Here is a 19,483-nt window from a genome sequence, read left to right as displayed (position 1 = left end):
AATGACGGTATAAGCATCAAAGTGGTTCCGCGATGACCTCTTTACCATTGGTAACAAAGCGACCCGCCCCATACTCATTGGAAATATTCAATGCAGTGTCTCCAATATGAACATGAGCACCTGGGTAGCAATTTTTCAATACATCGATGGAGTACCGGCGATAAAGAGCGCTCAATTCGGAGGCACTGCTTTCCATCTTTGACTTGATCTCTGCTATACGTTCGAAGTGGTGTGTCTTAGTCCATGAAAGACGCTCTATGAGCTCGTCAGGCCGTTTGTTTGCTGGTTGCTGCAACAGCTTCAATTCAGCGTCTTTTACTTTCATGAGCTGTTCATGTTCGTGGTCAAGTTCTTTCGATAAGCTCTGAGTTTCTTCCATCAATTCACTCAAACCTGTAAAAGCATAAACATGAGTATGCACACCCGAAGCCGCCCCCAGCGTAACTACCTGCACGCCACGCTCAGCAATGTGAGTTCCTCCCGTGAGCGTTCCGGTTCGTTTAGCCTGATCACTGACAATGAGATGGTCATGAGTATACGTTTTACAGTGCATAGCGTGCTGACTAATCGTAATGTCTTTTCTAGCTTCAATGCTCGCGTACTGAGCAAACTTTGCAACCACAGACCCCTTAGCTTTAATCACTGTAGTAATTTCTTGATCTGACTGAACCTGACGACCCAAGATGCCATTATGTATAATGATATCACCGCCAGCCTCTAGAGAAGCTGACTCAACCACACCACCAACTGTGATTGAGCCAGTCGCCTGTACTTTCATGCCCGAGTTGACATCACCGTTAATGACCACACTTCCCTCGAAGTTTATGTGGCCAGTAGCCACTGTGACCGACTTCATGCAAAGAGCATTATCAACTTCAACACCATCAGGATGTAAGATGGGCATCCCTGCTGTTTCGGAAACAATCACATTCTCGTCATTCGCGCTGAATTTACTGCCAGGATAGAGCTTGAGGGGTAAGTCTTTACCCGTCGTCGTAGGCAAAACTTCACCCGTGACTCGGAATCCTTCAATACCTTTTGTTGGCGGAATACGTTTTGCGAGTGGTTGCCCTTCCAGTACTGTGATCATTCTGCCTAGATCACGCATGTCGACAGTTCCATCTTCACGCTCTTGAGGCCGCAATACACGCGCTTTGCTATCTTGTACTAAGTAAGCAATCTTGGAGTCTTCACCTGGTGTCGGCCATTTGCCTGAGGCTATTGGAACTTCTAGGTACTCGCCTGGCTTTAAGCGTGCAGATGCTGTAAGCAATTTCTGCAATGTTTGCTTTTTAACACCTCGCACAATCTGCGATTTTTTCAAAGCACCCAGTAAATCATTTCCTTTTATCGGGTTACCGCCGCAAGCACCGTTAACTCGAAGAAGCGCAGTCATCTTTTGATCGTCGAAGCGAGCACTAACCGTCGCATCGCGGCGTTCTGCCACAACGACATCATCAGGCTCCCCTTTCCACGCATCATTCGATGCATTGATTTTCTCGAGAACAGTCTCTATCGTCTCGTCGAAACGAAAAAAACTAGCCACATTGTTTTCTTGAAGCCAGTTAACAATATGCTTTTTCTCTATCTGGGGTGCATCTTCTTCTGCCTTTGATACTACGGTCATGTAAACCCTGCGACCATCATTGGACAGCCGCAAAAGCTGTTGCAGCATGGAATCCCCTAAATCAGAAAAATAAAAATACGAACGAACATCACGCTAGCATTGTACCCAGATGCAAGACTCAGACAGTATCACCGCAACAGGCAAGTTAGATTCAGATCGCATTAAATAAACCACAAGTGGCTCAGCTATGAAACGAAAGCCATATAAATGAATTATAGAGAGTTTTATCCATTCTGCTTTAATTGAGCGGGATTAATCTGTTTAACCGACATACAAAAAAAGCACACTCTATCAGCGTGCTTTTAAAATCAGTAAGTTATTTAAGAAAATGACTGTCTCATACCTAAGGTGACAAGGCTTGATGCATTTCATCAGATAGCCACTCATCTAAACTAAAACCGTAACGAAACTTGCCTTCTTCTTCGTTATTTTGATAAACAAGGCTGCCCTTTAGCTGAGGGACATCAACCACGTTCAAATAACAACACGCAGCAAGTTCTATATTCTCATCAGTCACGAGCCCTAAACCGCTCCTGCTGACGTCACGTATAAGGACACGGTGTCCAAATTCCGACTCTTCGTGATCATTCTCTATATGGTGTGGAGTAACGTGCAGCCGGGCATAGATGCCACCATTACCCAGTTCGACGCGCTCTTGAAATCGCTTACATGCACTTTCGCCACCAGATTGTTCAATCAATACATCGCATAACTTTTCATAGGTCTTAATCATACTGGCTCCCCCCACCGCACCAACGAGTCGTCTTGCAGCAAGTTTGTATTATATTAGCATTCCGTTACACCAAGTGTATTGAAAGTTAGACGCACAAGTCATGAAACCTTGTTTAATTTTGAGGGTTTACAGTGTAAATCACTTACCGAGATATCTCGGCTTGTACTCGCTGCTTGCGGATCAATTGGCGTTTCGTGATAAACGCTTCAAACAGCGCGGTATCAGTCGTAATGATTTGCTCTTTCGGCAAACCCACTTTATGGATCAATTCAGAAACACTGACAAGATCGCCAACATTATGCGCGAAATGGGCGTCTGAACCCGTCGTTACCCAAGCTCCGAGTTCTTTTGCCAATGCCGCAATCGCTAAGCAATTCGGTTCGCTGCCCTGCCTAGAGCCATTAAGTGATGAGTTATTGAGTTCAATGGCAACACCACACCTAGCGGCTTCTCGAACAACAGCTTCTGCGTCAATAGGGTAAGAAGGGTTGCCCACATGGGCTATAGCATCAACGCATTCAGACCTCATGGCATTGATTAAAGCCTGAGTGTGCGTTTGTTCATCTGAAGAACGGAACACCGCCTCATGAAGGCTCGCATTCACCCACTCCAAATCCCCATAGACGTAGATAGGCATGTCGAGCTCACCGTCGCCATTCATAATGTTGGCCTCAACGCCTTTAAGAAGGCGCACACCGCTCAAAGAGGAAGGTAACACACGTTGATTTACGAAATGCCAATGATGCGGTGCACCCGGCATCGATGTGGCGTGATCAGTGACGCACATATACTGCAGTCCAGCTTTGGCAGCGGCAGCAGCATTCTCTATCACCGTACTATATGCGTGACCGCTCGCGAGAGTATGCGTATGAGTGTCAGCAATAAATTTCATTCGAGTTCCTTTTCGTTTGCGAGTTGTTCTGACACCCAAAAACGAATGGCAGATTCTGTTTCTTTGCGTCCTTGATAATTACAATCCCTAGCAACATCCTGCCAAGAGCGACGCTTGACCACACGTTCAATCAACGCCGTACATGCCCTATCCTGATTAAAAAAGGCATTATTGAGGGAAAGCCAATGGACAAACCAACGCCATAGACTTCCCGTCACTAGATCATATCCCAGTATACCTTCTGCGAATAAAGACACTTGTTTTTTGGCCAACAAACAAGGTGTCTCGATGCAAGGTATTCGATACAACAGCTGCGCAATGAGATAGGGGTTCATCGCCTTATATTGCTCATGAAGCTGAAGTGTGAAGTTCAAACCAAAGAGTGTGTTTGCGTTGCTTAGCCAACACTCTGTTGTAGATAGCGCTTTTGCCATCTGCAATGAATATGTTCCACTCGCCGCATCTCTCGATACTCCCAGTCGAACGGGAAGATAGGCCAACGAAGACCAAAATTGAAAGAGTTCAGAATTGACGCCGTAACTGGTACCGATCGTGGCAATGTTGTTTTCCCTTGCTAAACATTCCATCGCGACTACCAGCGAGCGCCCTATTCCGCAGTGACGAACTTTGTCCAAAACAGCAATACGTGTAATTCGAAGCAAAGGCGTCAGCAACGGGTCAATGATTCCCGTATGCGTAGCTAAACTCTGTGCAAGAAGATGGCCTTTCACTCGCCGCTTACCTGCCACGACCGCTTTCGCCAAATCCTTATCGAACCCGCCTTCTTGTTGGGCGAGAGCAACGCCAACCAACGTGTCGCCTTTAAACGCCGTTATTAGAGACTGATTGCGCCCGTCAAGTAACTGTACCAAATCGTTAGGTGAAGTCTGGTAATGAGCACTGACCAAAAGCGCGAAGACTTGCCTTAGCAAAGATTCATCATTTAACAATTCGTGTTGAGCAATGAAACGAAGATTTGTCTCATCATTTGCAATGGCATTGTTAGGCTCTGCATCGAACAAGAAAGTATCGAATAGCCATTGCTCCAACAAGTCATTTTCGGACCAACGAATCGGCTGTTTCAATCGAACCTCTTTCCAGCCTTTCGTTCTCTCATCCAGCAATTGGCGAAAGCGGATGCTGAAAGAGCGTCCCGTTCCTTCGTAACCATGCTCAGTGGTAGAAAATACCACACGGCTATAGTGCTCGAGGCAGGCATCTAACATAGGAAGAGGAATCGCAGCCGCCTCATCGACCAATAGCAAGTCGCATTCAGGCCGGTTAAGCAACAAGGCATCGGGGGCAACAAATACCAACTCGCTGCCATTGTCGCTCCTTAAACCGTACTTGCCCTCGCGGCTAATGCCACCCACTGAAGCAGCGTGCTGAAGTAAGATATCAACATTGGCGACTGTCGGCGATGTGACGATTAATCGCTTCGTTGCAATACGCATAATTTTGGCAGCAGCCAAGCCCATGGCTGATGATTTTCCGCGTCCACGATCAGCAACCAATAGTGCCGGACGACGACGATGCCCCAACAAAACACGCTCAATCGCATCAATTGCGGTATCTTGACCCAATGTAGTTTCGCGTTGAACAACATTTTCGGTATCAGCAATGGAGGCTTTGGGGAGCCAGAAAAGCCCTGATTGACAAAACATCGCTGCATTGGAGTGAGATGAAAAATCTATAAAGCGCTGACGAAAACCTGAAATTGCTTCTTCTTCGTTGTTGACGAGAAAGAACAGTAGCTCGCCCCCGCGAATGCACCCACTGATCGCACAAAGCTTTTCAACGTCAATATGTTCACGCACATCAAGCGCAAGTGAACCAATTTCTTGTCCCAACAACTGTCTGGCATCGTTCCACTTCAAACGGGGAAAAGTTGCCTCATGGAATACACTGGAATCATCCGTGACGACAGAAATACCTGGTACGGCAGATACCAATCTAAACGTAAAATCTCGATCACCGCGAATAAAAACAGGCACACGAACATTTCCTCGCTTTGCCATTTGGTGGAGTTGTCGTAGAGCAGAAATAGGGTCAGAAAGCACGGGGTCGCCAATAGTTATCAAACACAAAGTCATGATACCGGAACGACGGTGGATTCAAAAAAAAACGTGCCTATAGGCACGTTTTATTTAATTAAAATTGATTTAAGATGTCGTCAATCAAGGCGAGATTTGATAAACGAGAGAATCGCTTCAGCATCCTCTTCACTCATTTTCTTTAGGCTTATCGACAATGCATCACCCTTACGGCGATACGTTGCGCGTCCTTTAACGAGCTCAGTAGACGGAGCCTCTACTTTTGCAACCGCGGGTTTCAACGATTCGCACCACTGTTCCAAAATCAAAGTCACTTCGCGAGTAATGCGGCTTACGCCTGATGCATCCACCGTTTTCCAAACTGGGTTCTCATCAAGCTTAACCAAAAACATGGTCTGCTCATCATGAGTCAGAGAGAAAAACATACGGTGCAACTTAACAATGGTAGGTCTGCCTAGCTCACCGACACTTGGATAAGCTTGTAACAGCGACAAAGGCAAAGCGGCGGCCTTAAGTGCCCCACTCACTAATGCTTCACTACATTGACATACTTTCGCCAATTCTTTTTGGTCAAGCACATCACCACGCTCAAGCATGGTCTGCATCTCTTTACCGCGTTCAAATAGTGAAAGTGGCTTATGCGCATTCGCGACGTCGGACAAGAACTTTGCGTGCTTACTGTTGATGCCCTTGGCAACATAGATCAGAAAATCTTGATTCGCCAAGATACATGACATGCGACGGCGACTACCGTCGAGCACTTCTATCTTGTCATCTTCAAGCCAACGTCCAACAGCAGGATACTGTTGGCCGCGGTCCTTCAACGTCACCAAAATATCTGACAGCGCCAATTCGTTTAGAAACGATTGTTCACGCGCATTTTCAGAAAACACCGAAGTGCGAGTCACCACATCTGATGAAGGAACACGAACCAGCTCAAATTCCACCGTCGCTTCACCGGCAACAGATAACTCGATCACAGCGGCTTTCTCAGACGCTGCCTTTTGCGCTTCCTGTACAGTGGACGCACGTCGCTTATCCGCTTTCCCAAACAAACGCGCATTTAATTCAGAGGTTTTAATGGCCATTTAATCACTCCTGATTGCGTTGCGACCAGTGACTGTGAAGCACGCGCTCAAGTTCCAGTCCTGCTCGGTGAACCGCTTCTTGTGCGGTAGAGAGTGTTTTCTTGCCGCCCTCAAAATCCTGAGAAGTCAGGTCAAACACTGTACTGTAGGTATCTGCACACGTCTCAAACGCACGACTACGTGGAATAGTTGCCATCATCACTTGATCACTGAGCAGGTAGTTCATCTCTGTCAGCACAGAAACCTGCTTCTTATTGTCATCTTCGAACATAGTCGGAACAAGACGGACAAACTCCAGCCCTGGCCAATCTTCAGGAAACATTTGATAAACGGTTGGCAAATGTTGAAAAAAGTTAACAGTAGAAGCCCAATCCAAGCGTTTCGCCGCACAAGGAATCAACAAGGCATTTGACGCATACATCGCATTCCACACGAGTGGGTCGATATGTGGACCAGTATCAACCATGATCACGTCAAATTCATCAGCAATTTTATCAATCACCTTCTCTTTGAGAAGCTGTACTACATCTAATGAACCATCAGTTGCCAAGCTCTGCCAGGCTTCGGCGTTAAACATCGCATCTTCAGGGAAGGCTGCGATGGTTTTCAAATTGGGGTATTGAGTGGGTAAGAGCACATTTTTCATCATGAACTCTTTGTCAGCTTCCTGAGGCGTGTTTTCCAACATCACATCGACAGCAGAATATATCCCCTCTTGTTCAGTTACGCTAATTTGAGGGTTTAAGAAAAGGCGTAGAGACCCTTGTGGATCAAGGTCTATCAAACAGATGCGGTAACGTTTTTCCAAGTTGAGCGCCAAACACGCCGCAAGATGTACCGCTGTCATCGACTTGCCGGTACCACCCTTTTGGTTCTGAATGTTGATCACCCACGGCTTGTGGTTTGCACCTTTGCCTTGATGGAACGCCGGCATTTTTGCCGCTTCCATAATATTGTGAGCTTCATCTAAGGTGATTGAATAGTGATTGGCGTTGTTCTTTGTAAACTGATGTCCCGCTTCTTCCATTCGCGTAATGGCTTCATCAAGCTTACGACGAGTTAAACCAGAACGCGTTTCCATTAACGCTTTCGACATTGGTGGAAACAATTGATCATGACGCTCTTCCATCACGATTTCAATTCTATCGGCTTGTACCTGTTTGGTTTGCTCTGCAATAGTTTGCAGGTTTTCTATCGTCTTTTCCCTATTCATTTTTCTTTTCGCCATAAAAGAGAATTAAAATGATTGTACAACATATAACGGTACTTACAATAAAAAGCTGAACAAGTTGCTTAAGAATCAAGATCGAGGTCACTTTAATACAATGTAATAGAAAACTGCGCAAAATTCTGTGTCTAAACTTGCGTAGAAATCTCCAACATTTAAAGTGTTACGGCGTCACCTTTTTACAATGTAAACCAGAAAAACATCGCTCAAAGTGCTAAAAAATGCCGGAACGTTGAAAACACCCGACTAGATTACGGTGAAATGTGTTTCGACATGATATTTATCATTACGACGATAAAAAAGGCAAAAAGAGAAGAGAGTATGCATGATTCCTGCAGACAACGGCTCTCTCTTGATCATGTTTACGGAACAATGATCAAGAAATGAAAGACAATAGCCGAATGAATAGGAAAGCGCGGGCAAGATACCTTGATCATCATTCCCTACAAGTTCAGACAATAAGGAACAATGATCAAGGAGAAATTCAGTGCAACAAATCGACATCTCTTTCTGCTGTTCGATCCTCAACTACCGAAAAAATGATCAAGACAGTTTTGATTGTAAATCCATGTTGATCACCACTCGGAACGATGAGTGGCACCGTCTAAATTACGACTCATGCCTTTTCAATACTGATTCGAGAGCAGAATCAAACACTAAAGAGCCTGAATATAGGAAGGCAGCGTTGAATGCTAGTATTCAGTTGAAATACCGAATGAGATGCTTGATCATTCTTTCGTACCTCGGACACATATGCATACCTGACTAAATTACGCGTGATGTAATTTCAATTGAACGTATTCACATATGCGCTTGCGTAAATACCGTTCAACAATCCACTTAGAATTGGCAGAAACATGTAAAACAGAGTCCAAATCGCGTTTTCATGATCATCTTTCCGCTCCTATTTGAAAAGAAAATTTCAACAGCGGTAGAAAAATATAACGTTATACCCAATCAGAGAGCGAACATCTGTGGATAAGCTGTGATCGAACCATGATCATTCTTTTGGGCCATTGATGATCACGTTTTCATAAGTTTGATGATCATAGTTTCGCATGTCTAATGATCATGCTTTCAAACATTTAATGATCATCATTCCGTAATAAACATGATCATGCTTTCGATGGGGTCATAAATATTAAACTTAATTTTCAATGCTTTACGTTAACAAAGACGCCCTGATCATAAGATCATATAATCATTTAGATCCTATCTAATCATAAAGATCAGTTAAAAAGACTCTTCAAAAAAGATCTTTCTTTCTTCATTTTTTTCTATTAATCTTCTCGGAAAGATGGCCTAATTACGGTCAAGTGTATTCTGATAACCTTTCGGCTTAACAAGGAGCTGTGGCGAGATGGCCTCAAACCCCGTTGAAAAAATACTGATCACAGCCCCACGATCACACAAAGATGGACACCTATTTCAAGTTCATGGTCAATTGATCGATTGGCTTCCCCAGTATGAACATTTCAAAGGGGTAACTAAAAGCATTCTTGAGCTGCTCAATTTAATTTCATTGCGTGGATTCGCATCAAAAGACGGCTATGTCTCCACAACAGAATTGATTGAAGCGACAGATGGACATCTCACTCGTGCAGCAATTCAACAGCGTCTTCGGGCTGCGGTGCAAATTGGATTGTTTAAACAACAAGGAGTTCGATTCGAAGAAGGCTTGGCCGGAAAAACCATGCTGCATCATTTTGTGAATCCAAGTCAGCTTATTTCTGTACTTGGCGCATCAGGCTTAATGTCTGAAAAAGCCAAAGTGATGGAAAAACAAAAGCGATCCAAAGCATTAGCTCAAAATCATGTTAATAAGCAACTGCTTAGCGAGCACGGGTTGGGCATTCCGCCTTCCATGCAGGATGAGAAAGATCACATTGTGATCGCCCCAACCAGTTGGGCTGGGATCATTGACCAAGCACTTGCGCCGCCACGCACGAAAAAGAGCTATCAAAAATCCATGGTCGCAATCAGTGGTACTAAAGCGATCATTGAAACACGATCTTCAAAGTCGATCATGACTGTGGATGATCTGATGACGTTGTTTGCGTTGTTCACATTGACGGTTCAATACCACGATCATCATCTGCCAAATTACGAACTGCAAACTCAAAAGATCGGTAACAAAACGCCCGTTTATATTACCGATATCTTGTCTCTGCGCGGAAAAAAGGACAGTGGACCTGCCCGTGATTCTATTAGAGAAAGTATTGATCGTATTGAATTTACTGATTTTCAGTTACATGAATTAACAGGTCGTTGGCTCAGCGAAAACATGCCTGAAGGTTTCAAAAGTGACCGGTTCCGATTTATAGCTCGTACTATAACGGCCTCAGAAGAGGCGCCTCGAGAAGGAGAGGACGGCGAAATCCGTATTAAGCCAAATCTGTATATCTTGGTTTGGGAACCGTCATTTTTTGAAGAATTGATGACACGCGATTACTTTTTCTTGTTCCCGCCAGAGATCCTTCGTCAGCATACCTTAGTATTTCAGCTCTATAGCCTCTTCAGAAGCCGTATGTCGCGTCGATTAGAAGATTCGATGACACTGAGTGACTTGAACCAGAAAATCGCTAGAAACATCGAATGGAGACGTTTTTCGAGTGATCTTATTCGTGAGCTTCGTAAAATGGCGAAGAAGGAAACGCAAACCGAGGATGTCTTCGCACTGAACCTTTACGGTTACCATCTCACTGTGTCGCGAATGGATGATGATAAAAAGCATTCGGATTTCAGGATCGACATCAAGTGTAATGTCGACGAGGTGATCCGATATTCCCGTGCCAAAACGTACAACGAAGGAAAACGATCCTTGGCACCTACAATGCCCAACCCCCTTCGTAACGAGATTCTGCCCAAGCAAGACCTTGATCAGCTTTCCGGGATCATTGATGGTGAGTTTGAACCTATCCAGCGCAAAGAAAAGCGCGGAGGCCGTTTAGGGCGTCGCGTTAAGCAACGTAAACATCTCGTTGAGATCAATGCTGATGAATTGACGATCACCTTGTCAAAGTACACATCATCAGAAGCTTTGCAGCGCAGTATTACCGCTTTGTCTGCAATGACAGGTCACCCAGTTGCCACAATTGCAGAGGAGTGTCAGTCGTTCATGGACAAGCTTGATTGGCTGCGGGTAGACGGCGATATCATGCCTTATGAAACGCTAAGTAAAACCATCGAGTTTTATAATCAGCAACAAGATGTCAAACATTTGTCCATTGAGCGTTTGATCTCTGGTCTTGCCGTTCGACGTAAAGTTTGTCGCCAAGTTTATGACGGTCATTTAGACAGTTCAGTGCTTGCAGTGTTGGACGAAGTCGCTTCAGGCGGTTAATAAATATGACGCTGTATTGACAGAACTCTGACATGGGAAATTTCTGAAGCTACTAGGATTAAAGGCGAATAGATACCTTTGTCCTATTGGCATTCGGGGCCACCCGATGCATTATTTGCTAACCCGTTGACGAGCCCTTATGGCTCGTTTTTTTTGCCTAAAATTTCGGCATTAGTTCTATCAATATGACAAATTGAGAAATTACTCATACCGCAAAATATTGCAAATTTGTTAATGCGATGCTAGCGTTTAACCAGTGCCGCAGATATCGGCCTGCCGTCCACAATGGCAAAGCAAGCGCAATATCCCCTCAATTAAAACTTCTAAGAATTTGGTTGTCACCCGGAAGGGATGCTTGTCGTGAGTGGGCCGCTTCGTGCGTATTTTCACCGGTCAATGATCCATAGGGAACACTGTGACTTCCAAGATCCTGAGCACTTCAGATCTCAAAGCCTTTAAGCGGCAAGCGAAACAGCAGCGACGTATCTTGCAATGTACCCACATGCAGGCGCTGGAACTGATCGCACGCCAAAATGGTTTTGATAGCTGGCATCAGGTGATAAAAATTGCAGAGAATTGCGCCAATAATCAGGCTCAAGACGAAGCATCGAGCACGCAACGCGTGCTGTTGGATACCTCACTGTACACGTCAGTTCCTTTCGGTTGGTTGATCGGTCGAAAACCTTACTCGGATTTTTCTCTTCCTATTGAAGATAACCCCAGCTTCGAAACGTCGGAACTTGAGGTGCCATCTTCTTTGTGGAAAACAGAAAAAGACGTGTAATGCCGGGATGACGCGACAGGGAGTTTTTCATGAAACGTTCTATTATCGGAGCTATGTTCGCCTCTTCTCTACTCAGTGTTAGCGCATTCGCAGAGACGATTTCCATATCATGTGGTGCGGTAGGCCAAGAGTTGGAACTATGTCAGCAAGGGGTTGCGGCTTGGGAAAAAGACACCGGCCATACTGTAAAAATTGTCACGACGCCAAACTCAACCACCGAGCGACTTGCCTTGTATCAACAGCTACTTGCGGCGGGTGCTAACGACATTGATGTATTCCAGATTGACGTGATTTGGCCGGGTATCCTCGGAAACCATTTCATCGATTTGAAGCCGTATTCGAATGGTGATGAAGCCAGTCACTTTCCTTCCATTGTTTCCAATAACACAGTGAAAGATCGATTAGTCGCCATGCCGTGGTTTACCGACGCTGGCGTGCTCTACTATCGTACCGATCTACTCGAAAAGTATGACGAAGAGCCACCTGAAACGTGGGAGGCGTTAACGGAAACTGCCGAAAAAGTCATGAATGGTGAACGCGAAGCGGGCAATGACAAGATGTGGGGCTTTGTTTGGCAAGGGCGTGCTTACGAAGGATTGACCTGTGATGCGCTAGAGTGGGTTGCTTCCTACAATGGCGGTACCATTGTCGATCAAGACGGCAAGATCACCATCAATAATGACAATGCGAAACAAGCACTGACTACCGCGGCAGGGTGGGTTGATACGATTTCTCCGCCTGGCGTGCTCAACTATGGTGAAGAAGAAGCGCGCGGCGTTTTCCAAACGGGTAACGCGGTGTTCATGCGCAACTGGCCATACGCATGGTCACTAGGCAACAGCGAAGATTCTCCAATCAAAGGCAACATTGGTGTTGTTGCTTTGCCAAAAGGCGGCGATGATGGCAGCCATTCAGGCACCTTGGGTGGCTGGCAGCTTGCGGTTTCCAAGTACTCGAAAAATCCAGAGCTAGCGGCAAGTCTCGTGATGTATCTAACCTCACTTGAAGAGCAAAAACGTCGTGCGATTGTTGGCTCCTACAACCCTACCATTGAATCCCTCTATGAAGATGAAGAAGTGCTGACTGCGGTTCCCTTCTTCGGCAGCCTCTATGACACCTTTGCAAATGGTACGCCGCGTCCGTCTACTGCGACTGGCGTGAAATATAACCAAGTTTCTAATGCGTTTTGGAATGCGACCCATAGCGTTCTGTCTGGCAGTAAAGATGCAGACGCTGCATTGACGAAATTGCAAAAAGATCTCAAGCGTATCAGTCGCGGTGGTCGTTGGTAAGGTGGCTTTCATGCAGTCAGGCGTACTAGACGTCTGACTGCTGCATTCAAAAGGAAATACTATGGAACAGACAAGCGCTCTCACGCGGAAACGCGTACGCGCCGCTTGGTGGTTTCTCGCGCCTATGCTCATAACCCTTGCCATGGTGGCGGGGTGGCCATTGCTGCGAACCTTCTGGTTCAGCATGACCAATGCCACGCTCGACGGCAGTGGTATCACAGAGTTCATTGGGTTTGATAACTACTTCATCTACGAAGACGGCGAATACTACGGCATTTTATTTGACCCAACATGGTGGCAGTCAGTGTGGAACACCCTGTACTTTGCTGTTGTGTCAGTCAGTCTAGAAACTGTTTTCGGCATCATTGTGGCGTTAGTGCTCAACACCAAGTTTAAAGGGCAGGGGCTAGTTCGTGCGGCAGTATTGGTGCCGTGGGCAATTCCTACTATCGTTTCGGCAAAAATGTGGGGCTGGATGCTTCACGATCAATTCGGCATTGTGAATGACTTTCTGATGACATTTGGTCTAATCGCAGCCCCCCTTGCATGGACGGCAGACAGCGACATGTCGCTCAACGTGGTGATTGCGGTCGATGTGTGGAAAACCACACCGTTCATGGCGCTCTTGGTCCTCGCTGCATTGCAAATGCTGCCTTCCGATTGCTACGAAGCCGCAAGAATCGACGGGATCCATCCAGTTCGCGTGTTTTTCAAAGTGACGCTTCCCTTGATCATGCCTGCGGTGATGGTGGCGGTAGTCTTCCGTGCCCTTGATGCATTGCGGGTCTTTGATTTGATTTACGTCCTCACACCCTCGAATGAAGCCACCATGTCGATGTCGATATATGCACGGCAAAATTTGGTGGATTTCCAGGACGTCGGCTACGGATCCGCAGCCTCAACATTGTTGTTCTTGATTGTGGCACTGTGCACCATTTTCTACCTCTATATCGGGCGTAGAAACATGAATGAGGGGACTTAACATGGCAAAAAAATGGTATTTGCAAGCCGGTTTTTACCTGCTCGTTGCGGTGATCGTTGTTTTCTCCGTGTTCCCGTTTTACTACGCCATTGTCACCTCATTCAAGTCTGGATCAGCCTTGTTTGAAGTGGAATATTTCCCTTCAGTGTTTGATTGGAGCAACTACGCATCCGTATTCTCTGGCGGGACGTTTGGTCGGAATTTGCTCAACTCTGTGGGTGTTTCTACCGTGGTCGTCGCCATTTCACTTTTGCTTGGCGTTACAGCCTCTTATGCGCTTGGGCGTATAAGGTTTAGAGGGCGAAACGTGGTTCTTCTTACGATTTTAGGCGTGTCCATGTTCCCACAAGTGGCAGTGTTGTCTGGGTTGTTCGAGTTGATCCGCGGATTGGGGCTTTATAACTCCATGCCCGGTTTGGCCTTGGCTTACATGATCTTCACTTTGCCGTTCACGGTTTGGGTGCTGACCACCTTCATGCAGCAATTGCCATTAGAGCTGGAAGAGGCAGCGATAGTGGATGGTGCAACGCCGTGGCAAATCATTACGAAGGTGTTGATGCCGCTGCTTTGGCCAGCGTTGGTGACCACAGGCTTGTTGGCGTTTATTGCTGCATGGAATGAGTTCCTGTTTGCACTGACGTTCACCTTGACCAACGAGGAGCGAACTGTGCCAGTGGCGATCGCCTTGATATCGGGCGCGGGTCAATATGAATTGCCATGGGGCACGATCATGGCGGCTTCAGTGATTGTCACTGTGCCACTCATTGTGATGGTACTGGTATTTCAGCGCCGCATTGTTTCAGGCCTTACTGCGGGCGCTGTGAAGGGATAATGACAATATGACACAACAAACTATGCCTTGGTGGCGTGGCGCAGTGATTTACCAAATCTATCCGCGTAGCTTTTATGATGCCAACCAAGATGGAATAGGGGATTTACCGGGTATCACCCAGCAACTCCCATACATTGCAGCATTGGGTGTGGATGCGATTTGGCTGTCGCCATTTTTTACGTCTCCAATGAAAGATTTCGGCTATGACGTCTCTGATTATTGCGATGTTGACCCTCTGTTTGGGTCGTTAGACGACTTCAAAACATTGGTTCATGCCGCACATGACCTCGGACTCAAAGTTATGATTGATCAAGTGCTTAGCCATACGTCGGATGAGCATGCTTGGTTCGAGGAGAGTCGCGTGAGCCGCGACAATGCTAAATCGGATTGGTATGTCTGGGCCGATCCTAAACCTGACGGTACGCCGCCGAACAATTGGCTCTCGATCTTTGGTGGGTGCGCATGGCAATGGGAGAGTCGCCGCCAACAGTACTATCTTCACAACTTCTTGGTCAGCCAGCCTGACTTGAACTTTCACAATCCAGATGTGGTTGAACATTTGCTTGAGGTTGTGAAATTTTGGCTGGATCTTGGTGTGGATGGATTTCGTCTAGATACCGTCAATTTCTATACCCATGACCGTCAATTGCGCGATAACCCGCCATTGTCTGCGGGTGACAGCAAATCACTTGGCGTACCGGGTACCAACCCGTATTCCATGCAAAAGCACCGTTACGATATTTCGCAGCCGGAGAATATTGGGTTTCTTAAGCGCTTACGAACACTGTTGGACCAATATGATCACATCACGACAGTGGGGGAGATTGGCGATGACAATCCACTGGCATTGATGGCGGAATACACCAGCGGTAACGACAAACTCCATATGGCGTATACCTTCGATTTGCTGAACGTGCATCGCTCTCCGTCGTACTTGGCATCAGTGATCAAAAACATCGAAGCGGCGATTGGGGATGGCTGGCCGTGTTGGGCATTGTCAAACCACGATGTGGTGCGTTGCATCTCTCGATGGGGTGACAAAGAGTCTGATCCATTCGCCTATGGCAAGGTGCTGCTTGCGCTGCTGACCTCGCTAAGAGGCAGTGTGTGCTTGTATCAAGGTGAAGAGTTGGGACTTCCTGAAGCCGATATTCCCTTCGATAAGATTCAAGATCCTTACGGCATTCCGTTTTGGCCCGAATACAAAGGTCGAGATGGTTGCCGCACACCCATCCCTTGGGCAGCAAAGCAAGATCACGCGGGATTCAGTGAAAATGAGCCTTGGCTACCTGTTGATGTGCGACACAATGCGCTCGCTGTGGATCGACAGGAAGCGGACGTAAATAGCATGCTCGCGCATTACCGAGGCTATTTGCGCTGGCGTAAACAGCACCTTGCACTGGTGAATGGCGATCTCACTGACCTGTCGTCAAGTTTGCAAGGATTGTCCTTTGTTCGTTCTACGTCTAATCAGACAGTGATAGCGGCGTTCAATCTCACTGACTCAGAGATGACCATGACTTTGCCCGCAGGCGATTGGCAAGCGTTGGAAGGACATGGCTTTACCTTTGATATTCGTGATGACTCGGTCATCTTGCCACCGTATCAGGCGGCATTCGCAACAAAATTAAACGGGTAAGGATGCATTATGGCTGAGGTCATTTTAAAGCAAGTAAATAAGAAATTTGGCAAAGTTCATGTTACCAAAGATGTAGATCTAGATATTCAATCCGGTGATTTCGTGGTGTTTGTCGGTCCATCGGGTTGTGGTAAATCGACATTGTTGCGATTGATCGCGGGGCTGGAAGATATCACCAGTGGCGAACTTATGATCGAAGGGCGTGTTTGTAACGATCTTCCACCACCAGAGCGTGGGATCGGTATGGTATTTCAGTCTTACGCGCTCTACCCGCATATGACGGTCTACGAAAATATGGCCTTTGGCCTTCAATTGGCTAAAACCGAACCGAAAACCGTGGATGAAAAAGTGCGCGAAGTGGCGGCGGCATTACAGCTAGAACCTCTGTTGGAGCGGAAGCCGAAAGAGTTGTCGGGCGGACAACGTCAGCGTGTTGCGATTGGTCGAGCAATTGTGCGTGAGCCAAAAGTGTTCTTGTTTGATGAACCACTGTCAAATTTGGATGCGTCTTTGCGTGTACAGATGCGTATGGAGATCGCTCGCTTGCATGAGCGTTTGGGCGCAACCATGATCTACGTGACACACGATCAGGTTGAAGCCATGACGCTCGCTACCAAGATCGTGGTGCTTGATGCGGGTCGAGTGGAGCAAGTTGGTTCGCCCCTTGAGCTATATAATCACCCTGCAAACACGTTTGTGGCTGGCTTTATTGGTTCGCCAAAAATGAACTTTTTAACGGCTGATATCGTGGAAACAGGGGATGTGATGACACGTGTGCAAATTCACCGTGGTCAGGAAATCACCGTGGCGGCGAATACTCGTCATGCCAAGGTCGGCGATCCTGCGGTGATAGGTATTCGTCCTGAGCATATTCAGTTTGGCGAGAAGGATGCGATACAAGAGGGGGGTGTTGAGCTTAGTGTGGTTGAGCAATTGGGTAACGAATGCTTGATGTATTTCAATACACCACAAAGTAACGACCCCGTAGTTATTCGCATAGAAGGGCAAACGACGATTCGTGCGGGAGACAAGCGTTGTATTGAGTTCCCTGCGGAATACTGCCATCTGTTCGACAAAGACGGTAAGGCACACCCGCGTTCTGTCGTGGGAGAGACCAAGCCTTCACTGGTTGTTGCTAACGACTGACGCGTTGAGATGCGTTGATTGCAAATTAGCTCGTCAGATCTCAGTAACATAAACTAGAAATGAAAGAGGCAGGGATGATCCCTGCCTCTTTTTTTGCTTAATCTTTGTGAATTACCACGATCGTGGTCCAACACCGGAATATGGGATCCCTGTAAGCTCTGCCATGTCTTTGTGGAAGGTCGCCAGATCATCAATCACAAACTTGTTGAGGTGATCATGTCCACATGCTCGTGCCATCACTTGCATCAAGTGTGTCGATGCATTGAAGAAGTTTTGTAAGCGCTCTGCGCCAACGTCCACGTTCATGCGTTTGCGAAGCTCTGGGTCTTGCGTTGCAATGCCTGATGGGCACATGTTTGAATTACACATGCGCGCGCCGACACAACCAATGGCTTGCATTGCGCTGTTGGATAGGGCGATACCGTCCGCACCCAATGCCATAGCTTTCACAAAGTCGCTCGGTACACGTAAACCGCCAGTGATGATCAGTGTTACGCCGTTGACACCTTGCGAATCAAGGAAGTGACGTGCACGCGCCAATGCGGGAATCGTTGGCACGCTGATGTGGTCACGGAACATGACAGGGGCTGCACCTGTACCGCCACCACGTCCATCAAGAATGATGTAGTCAGCGCCCGCTTCCAGTGCAAACGCCATATCACGTTCAACATGGTTGGCACTGAGTTTGAAACCAATAGGAATGCCGCCACTTTCTTTTCTCACGTCATCCGCAAAGCGCGCAAAATCCGCCGCGGTTTTCATGTCCGTGAACGTGGACGGGGAGATGGCATCGGTGCCCTCAGCAATGCCGCGTACTTGAGATATTTTCCCTTTGTTTTTGATACCTGGCAGGTGACCACCAGTACCCGTTTTTGCCCCTTGACCGCCCTTAAAGTGGAAGGCTTGGACTTTTTTCATTAAGTCTTTGTTGTAACCAAACTCTGCACTGGCCAGTTCGTAAAAATAGCGGCTGTTGGCAGCTTGCTCTTCGGGCAGCATACCGCCTTCACCTGAGCAAATTCCCGTACCCGCTAATTCAGCGCCTTTGGCTAACGCCACTTTCGCTTCTTCAGACAGTGCACCAAAGCTCATGTCGGATACAAACAGCGGCGTTTTCAATGTCAGCGGTTTTTTCGCATTAGGGCCAATCACCAATTCGGTGCCTACGACTGCGTCGTCCAGCAATGGTTTGGCCGCCATTTGCGCCACCATGATTTGGATTTGATCCCACTCTGGTAATTGATAGCGAGGCACACCCATAGAGGTCATAGGACCGTGATGCCCAAACTTAGTCAGGCCGTCTTTTGCAAGCTGGTGGATCAGCTCCACGTTCGGCTCTTCTTTCGTCGCTTTTGCGGCGGGTTGTGTTGCCGCGTCAGTAACGATCACTTCTGGCGCGGGTTTACCCACATCCTCTTCGGTATAGCGTGTATGTGTGCCATCGCAAAAGGGTAAGTTGGCAGAATGCTTACAGGCACAGAAATAGGCTTCGCCATCTTTCTCTGCTTTGTAAGCGAGCGGGGTGATATCAGTACCTGCATGGGAACCGTCGCAGTAGGGTTGTGATGCTGAGCGCCCACAACGACAGTAGTAATACTCTTTGCCTTTTTCTAGGTCGACTTTTGTAGGTTTATTATCAAACACGACAGGATCTGTCATCAGTATCTCCTTTTAAACGACATAACTTCCACTGTCCAAGCTTGTTAGGTTTTATAGAGGGCTTGGAGATCACAGTATGGTCGTAATTTACCCTGTTTGTGTGTTCAACAATGAGCATTTTCTAAATTAGAGGCATCTTAGTATGGTGTTAATCAATATAGGATTTATGCTTATAAACAACTAG

The 19,483-nt window shown here is 46.8% G+C and carries 14 protein-coding genes; 7 read left to right on the top strand and 7 right to left on the bottom strand.

Annotation, left to right across the window (positions count from 1 at the left end; all coding sequences use genetic code 11):
* Positions 1 to 16: 16 nt before the first annotated feature.
* From L4D06_RS21155 to L4D06_RS21130, 6 genes are all read right to left on the bottom strand, one after another.
* Positions 17 to 1,675, bottom strand: coding sequence for a flagellar assembly protein A (locus L4D06_RS21155; protein WP_429741174.1), 1,659 nt, complete (start codon positions 1,673 to 1,675; stop codon positions 17 to 19).
* A 295-nt stretch (positions 1,676 to 1,970) separates the two neighbouring features.
* Positions 1,971 to 2,360 carry a PilZ domain-containing protein gene (locus L4D06_RS21150; protein WP_274166532.1) on the bottom strand — a complete coding sequence of 130 codons (390 nt, stop codon included), beginning with the start codon at positions 2,358 to 2,360 and terminating at the stop codon, positions 1,971 to 1,973.
* A 142-nt stretch (positions 2,361 to 2,502) separates the two neighbouring features.
* Positions 2,503 to 3,252 carry a phosphatase gene (locus L4D06_RS21145; protein WP_429741172.1) on the bottom strand — a complete coding sequence of 250 codons (750 nt, stop codon included), beginning with the start codon at positions 3,250 to 3,252 and terminating at the stop codon, positions 2,503 to 2,505.
* Entirely contained in the window at positions 3,249 to 5,333 is a 2,085-nt protein-coding gene (locus tag L4D06_RS21140) for a tRNA(Met) cytidine acetyltransferase TmcA domain-containing protein (protein ID WP_429741170.1), read from the bottom strand. The genes L4D06_RS21145 and L4D06_RS21140 overlap by 4 nt, the downstream gene beginning before the upstream one ends.
* Positions 5,334 to 5,425: 92 nt before the next feature.
* Positions 5,426 to 6,394, bottom strand: a complete 969-nt coding sequence (locus L4D06_RS21135) for a ParB/RepB/Spo0J family partition protein (RefSeq protein ID WP_274166529.1) — start codon at positions 6,392 to 6,394, stop codon at positions 5,426 to 5,428.
* Positions 6,395 to 6,398: 4 nt separating this feature from the next.
* Positions 6,399 to 7,607 carry an AAA family ATPase gene (locus L4D06_RS21130; protein ID WP_274166528.1) on the bottom strand — a complete coding sequence of 403 codons (1,209 nt, stop codon included), beginning with the start codon at positions 7,605 to 7,607 and terminating at the stop codon, positions 6,399 to 6,401.
* Positions 7,608 to 8,982: 1,375 nt separating this feature from the next.
* On the opposite strand from L4D06_RS21130, the gene L4D06_RS21125 reads away from it, so the two are divergent.
* The 7 genes from L4D06_RS21125 (at position 8,983) to L4D06_RS21095 (ending at position 17,640) form a co-directional block, all read left to right on the top strand.
* The gene (locus tag L4D06_RS21125) at positions 8,983 to 10,965 is read left to right on the top strand and encodes a replication initiator protein RctB domain-containing protein (RefSeq protein WP_274166527.1); all 1,983 of its coding nucleotides are present in this window, start codon (positions 8,983 to 8,985) and stop codon (positions 10,963 to 10,965) included.
* A 415-nt stretch (positions 10,966 to 11,380) separates the two neighbouring features.
* The gene (locus L4D06_RS21120) at positions 11,381 to 11,749 is read left to right on the top strand and encodes a glyoxalase superfamily protein (protein ID WP_429741167.1); all 369 of its coding nucleotides are present in this window, start codon (positions 11,381 to 11,383) and stop codon (positions 11,747 to 11,749) included.
* 29 nt (positions 11,750 to 11,778) lie between these two features.
* On the top strand, positions 11,779 to 13,041 hold the full coding sequence (locus L4D06_RS21115) for an ABC transporter substrate-binding protein (RefSeq protein WP_274166525.1): 1,263 nt from the start codon (positions 11,779 to 11,781) through the stop codon (positions 13,039 to 13,041).
* A 61-nt stretch (positions 13,042 to 13,102) separates the two neighbouring features.
* Entirely contained in the window at positions 13,103 to 14,023 is a 921-nt protein-coding gene (locus L4D06_RS21110; protein ID WP_274166524.1) for a carbohydrate ABC transporter permease, read from the top strand.
* A gap of 1 nt (position 14,024) precedes the next feature.
* The gene (locus L4D06_RS21105) at positions 14,025 to 14,855 is read left to right on the top strand and encodes a carbohydrate ABC transporter permease (protein WP_429741164.1); all 831 of its coding nucleotides are present in this window, start codon (positions 14,025 to 14,027) and stop codon (positions 14,853 to 14,855) included.
* Positions 14,856 to 14,862: 7 nt separating this feature from the next.
* On the top strand, positions 14,863 to 16,494 hold the full coding sequence (locus L4D06_RS21100; protein ID WP_429741162.1) for an alpha-amylase family glycosyl hydrolase: 1,632 nt from the start codon (positions 14,863 to 14,865) through the stop codon (positions 16,492 to 16,494).
* Positions 16,495 to 16,503: 9 nt separating this feature from the next.
* Entirely contained in the window at positions 16,504 to 17,640 is a 1,137-nt protein-coding gene (locus L4D06_RS21095; RefSeq protein ID WP_429741160.1) for an ABC transporter ATP-binding protein, read from the top strand.
* Between the two features lie 111 nt (positions 17,641 to 17,751).
* Here L4D06_RS21095 and L4D06_RS21090 read toward each other — a convergent pair whose 3' ends face one another.
* Positions 17,752 to 19,299, bottom strand: a complete 1,548-nt coding sequence (locus L4D06_RS21090; RefSeq protein WP_429741158.1) for a glutamate synthase-related protein — start codon at positions 19,297 to 19,299, stop codon at positions 17,752 to 17,754.
* Between the last annotated feature and the right edge of the window lie 184 nt (positions 19,300 to 19,483).

It is taken from the genome of Enterovibrio makurazakiensis (assembly GCF_050336585.1).
GTDB classification, from domain to species: Bacteria; Pseudomonadota; Gammaproteobacteria; order Enterobacterales; family Vibrionaceae; genus Enterovibrio; species Enterovibrio gelatinilyticus.
The sequence above is the reverse complement of the archived record's forward strand: the minus strand, read 5'-3'. Positions and strand labels throughout refer to the sequence as shown.

Coding starts and splice junctions, on each gene's coding strand:
- L4D06_RS21110 (WP_274166524.1), top strand. CDS start 13,103: ATGGAACAGACAAGCGCTCTCACGCGGAAACGCGTACGCGCCGCTTGG.
- L4D06_RS21125 (WP_274166527.1), top strand. CDS start 8,983: ATGGCCTCAAACCCCGTTGAAAAAATACTGATCACAGCCCCACGATCA.
- L4D06_RS21150 (WP_274166532.1), bottom strand. CDS start 2,360: ATGATTAAGACCTATGAAAAGTTATGCGATGTATTGATTGAACAATCT.
- L4D06_RS21100 (WP_429741162.1), top strand. CDS start 14,863: ATGACACAACAAACTATGCCTTGGTGGCGTGGCGCAGTGATTTACCAA.
- L4D06_RS21130 (WP_274166528.1), bottom strand. CDS start 7,607: ATGAATAGGGAAAAGACGATAGAAAACCTGCAAACTATTGCAGAGCAA.
- L4D06_RS21115 (WP_274166525.1), top strand. CDS start 11,779: ATGAAACGTTCTATTATCGGAGCTATGTTCGCCTCTTCTCTACTCAGT.
- L4D06_RS21145 (WP_429741172.1), bottom strand. CDS start 3,252: ATGAAATTTATTGCTGACACTCATACGCATACTCTCGCGAGCGGTCAC.
- L4D06_RS21135 (WP_274166529.1), bottom strand. CDS start 6,394: ATGGCCATTAAAACCTCTGAATTAAATGCGCGTTTGTTTGGGAAAGCG.
- L4D06_RS21090 (WP_429741158.1), bottom strand. CDS start 19,299: ATGACAGATCCTGTCGTGTTTGATAATAAACCTACAAAAGTCGACCTA.
- L4D06_RS21105 (WP_429741164.1), top strand. CDS start 14,025: ATGGCAAAAAAATGGTATTTGCAAGCCGGTTTTTACCTGCTCGTTGCG.
- L4D06_RS21155 (WP_429741174.1), bottom strand. CDS start 1,675: ATGCTGCAACAGCTTTTGCGGCTGTCCAATGATGGTCGCAGGGTTTAC.
- L4D06_RS21095 (WP_429741160.1), top strand. CDS start 16,504: ATGGCTGAGGTCATTTTAAAGCAAGTAAATAAGAAATTTGGCAAAGTT.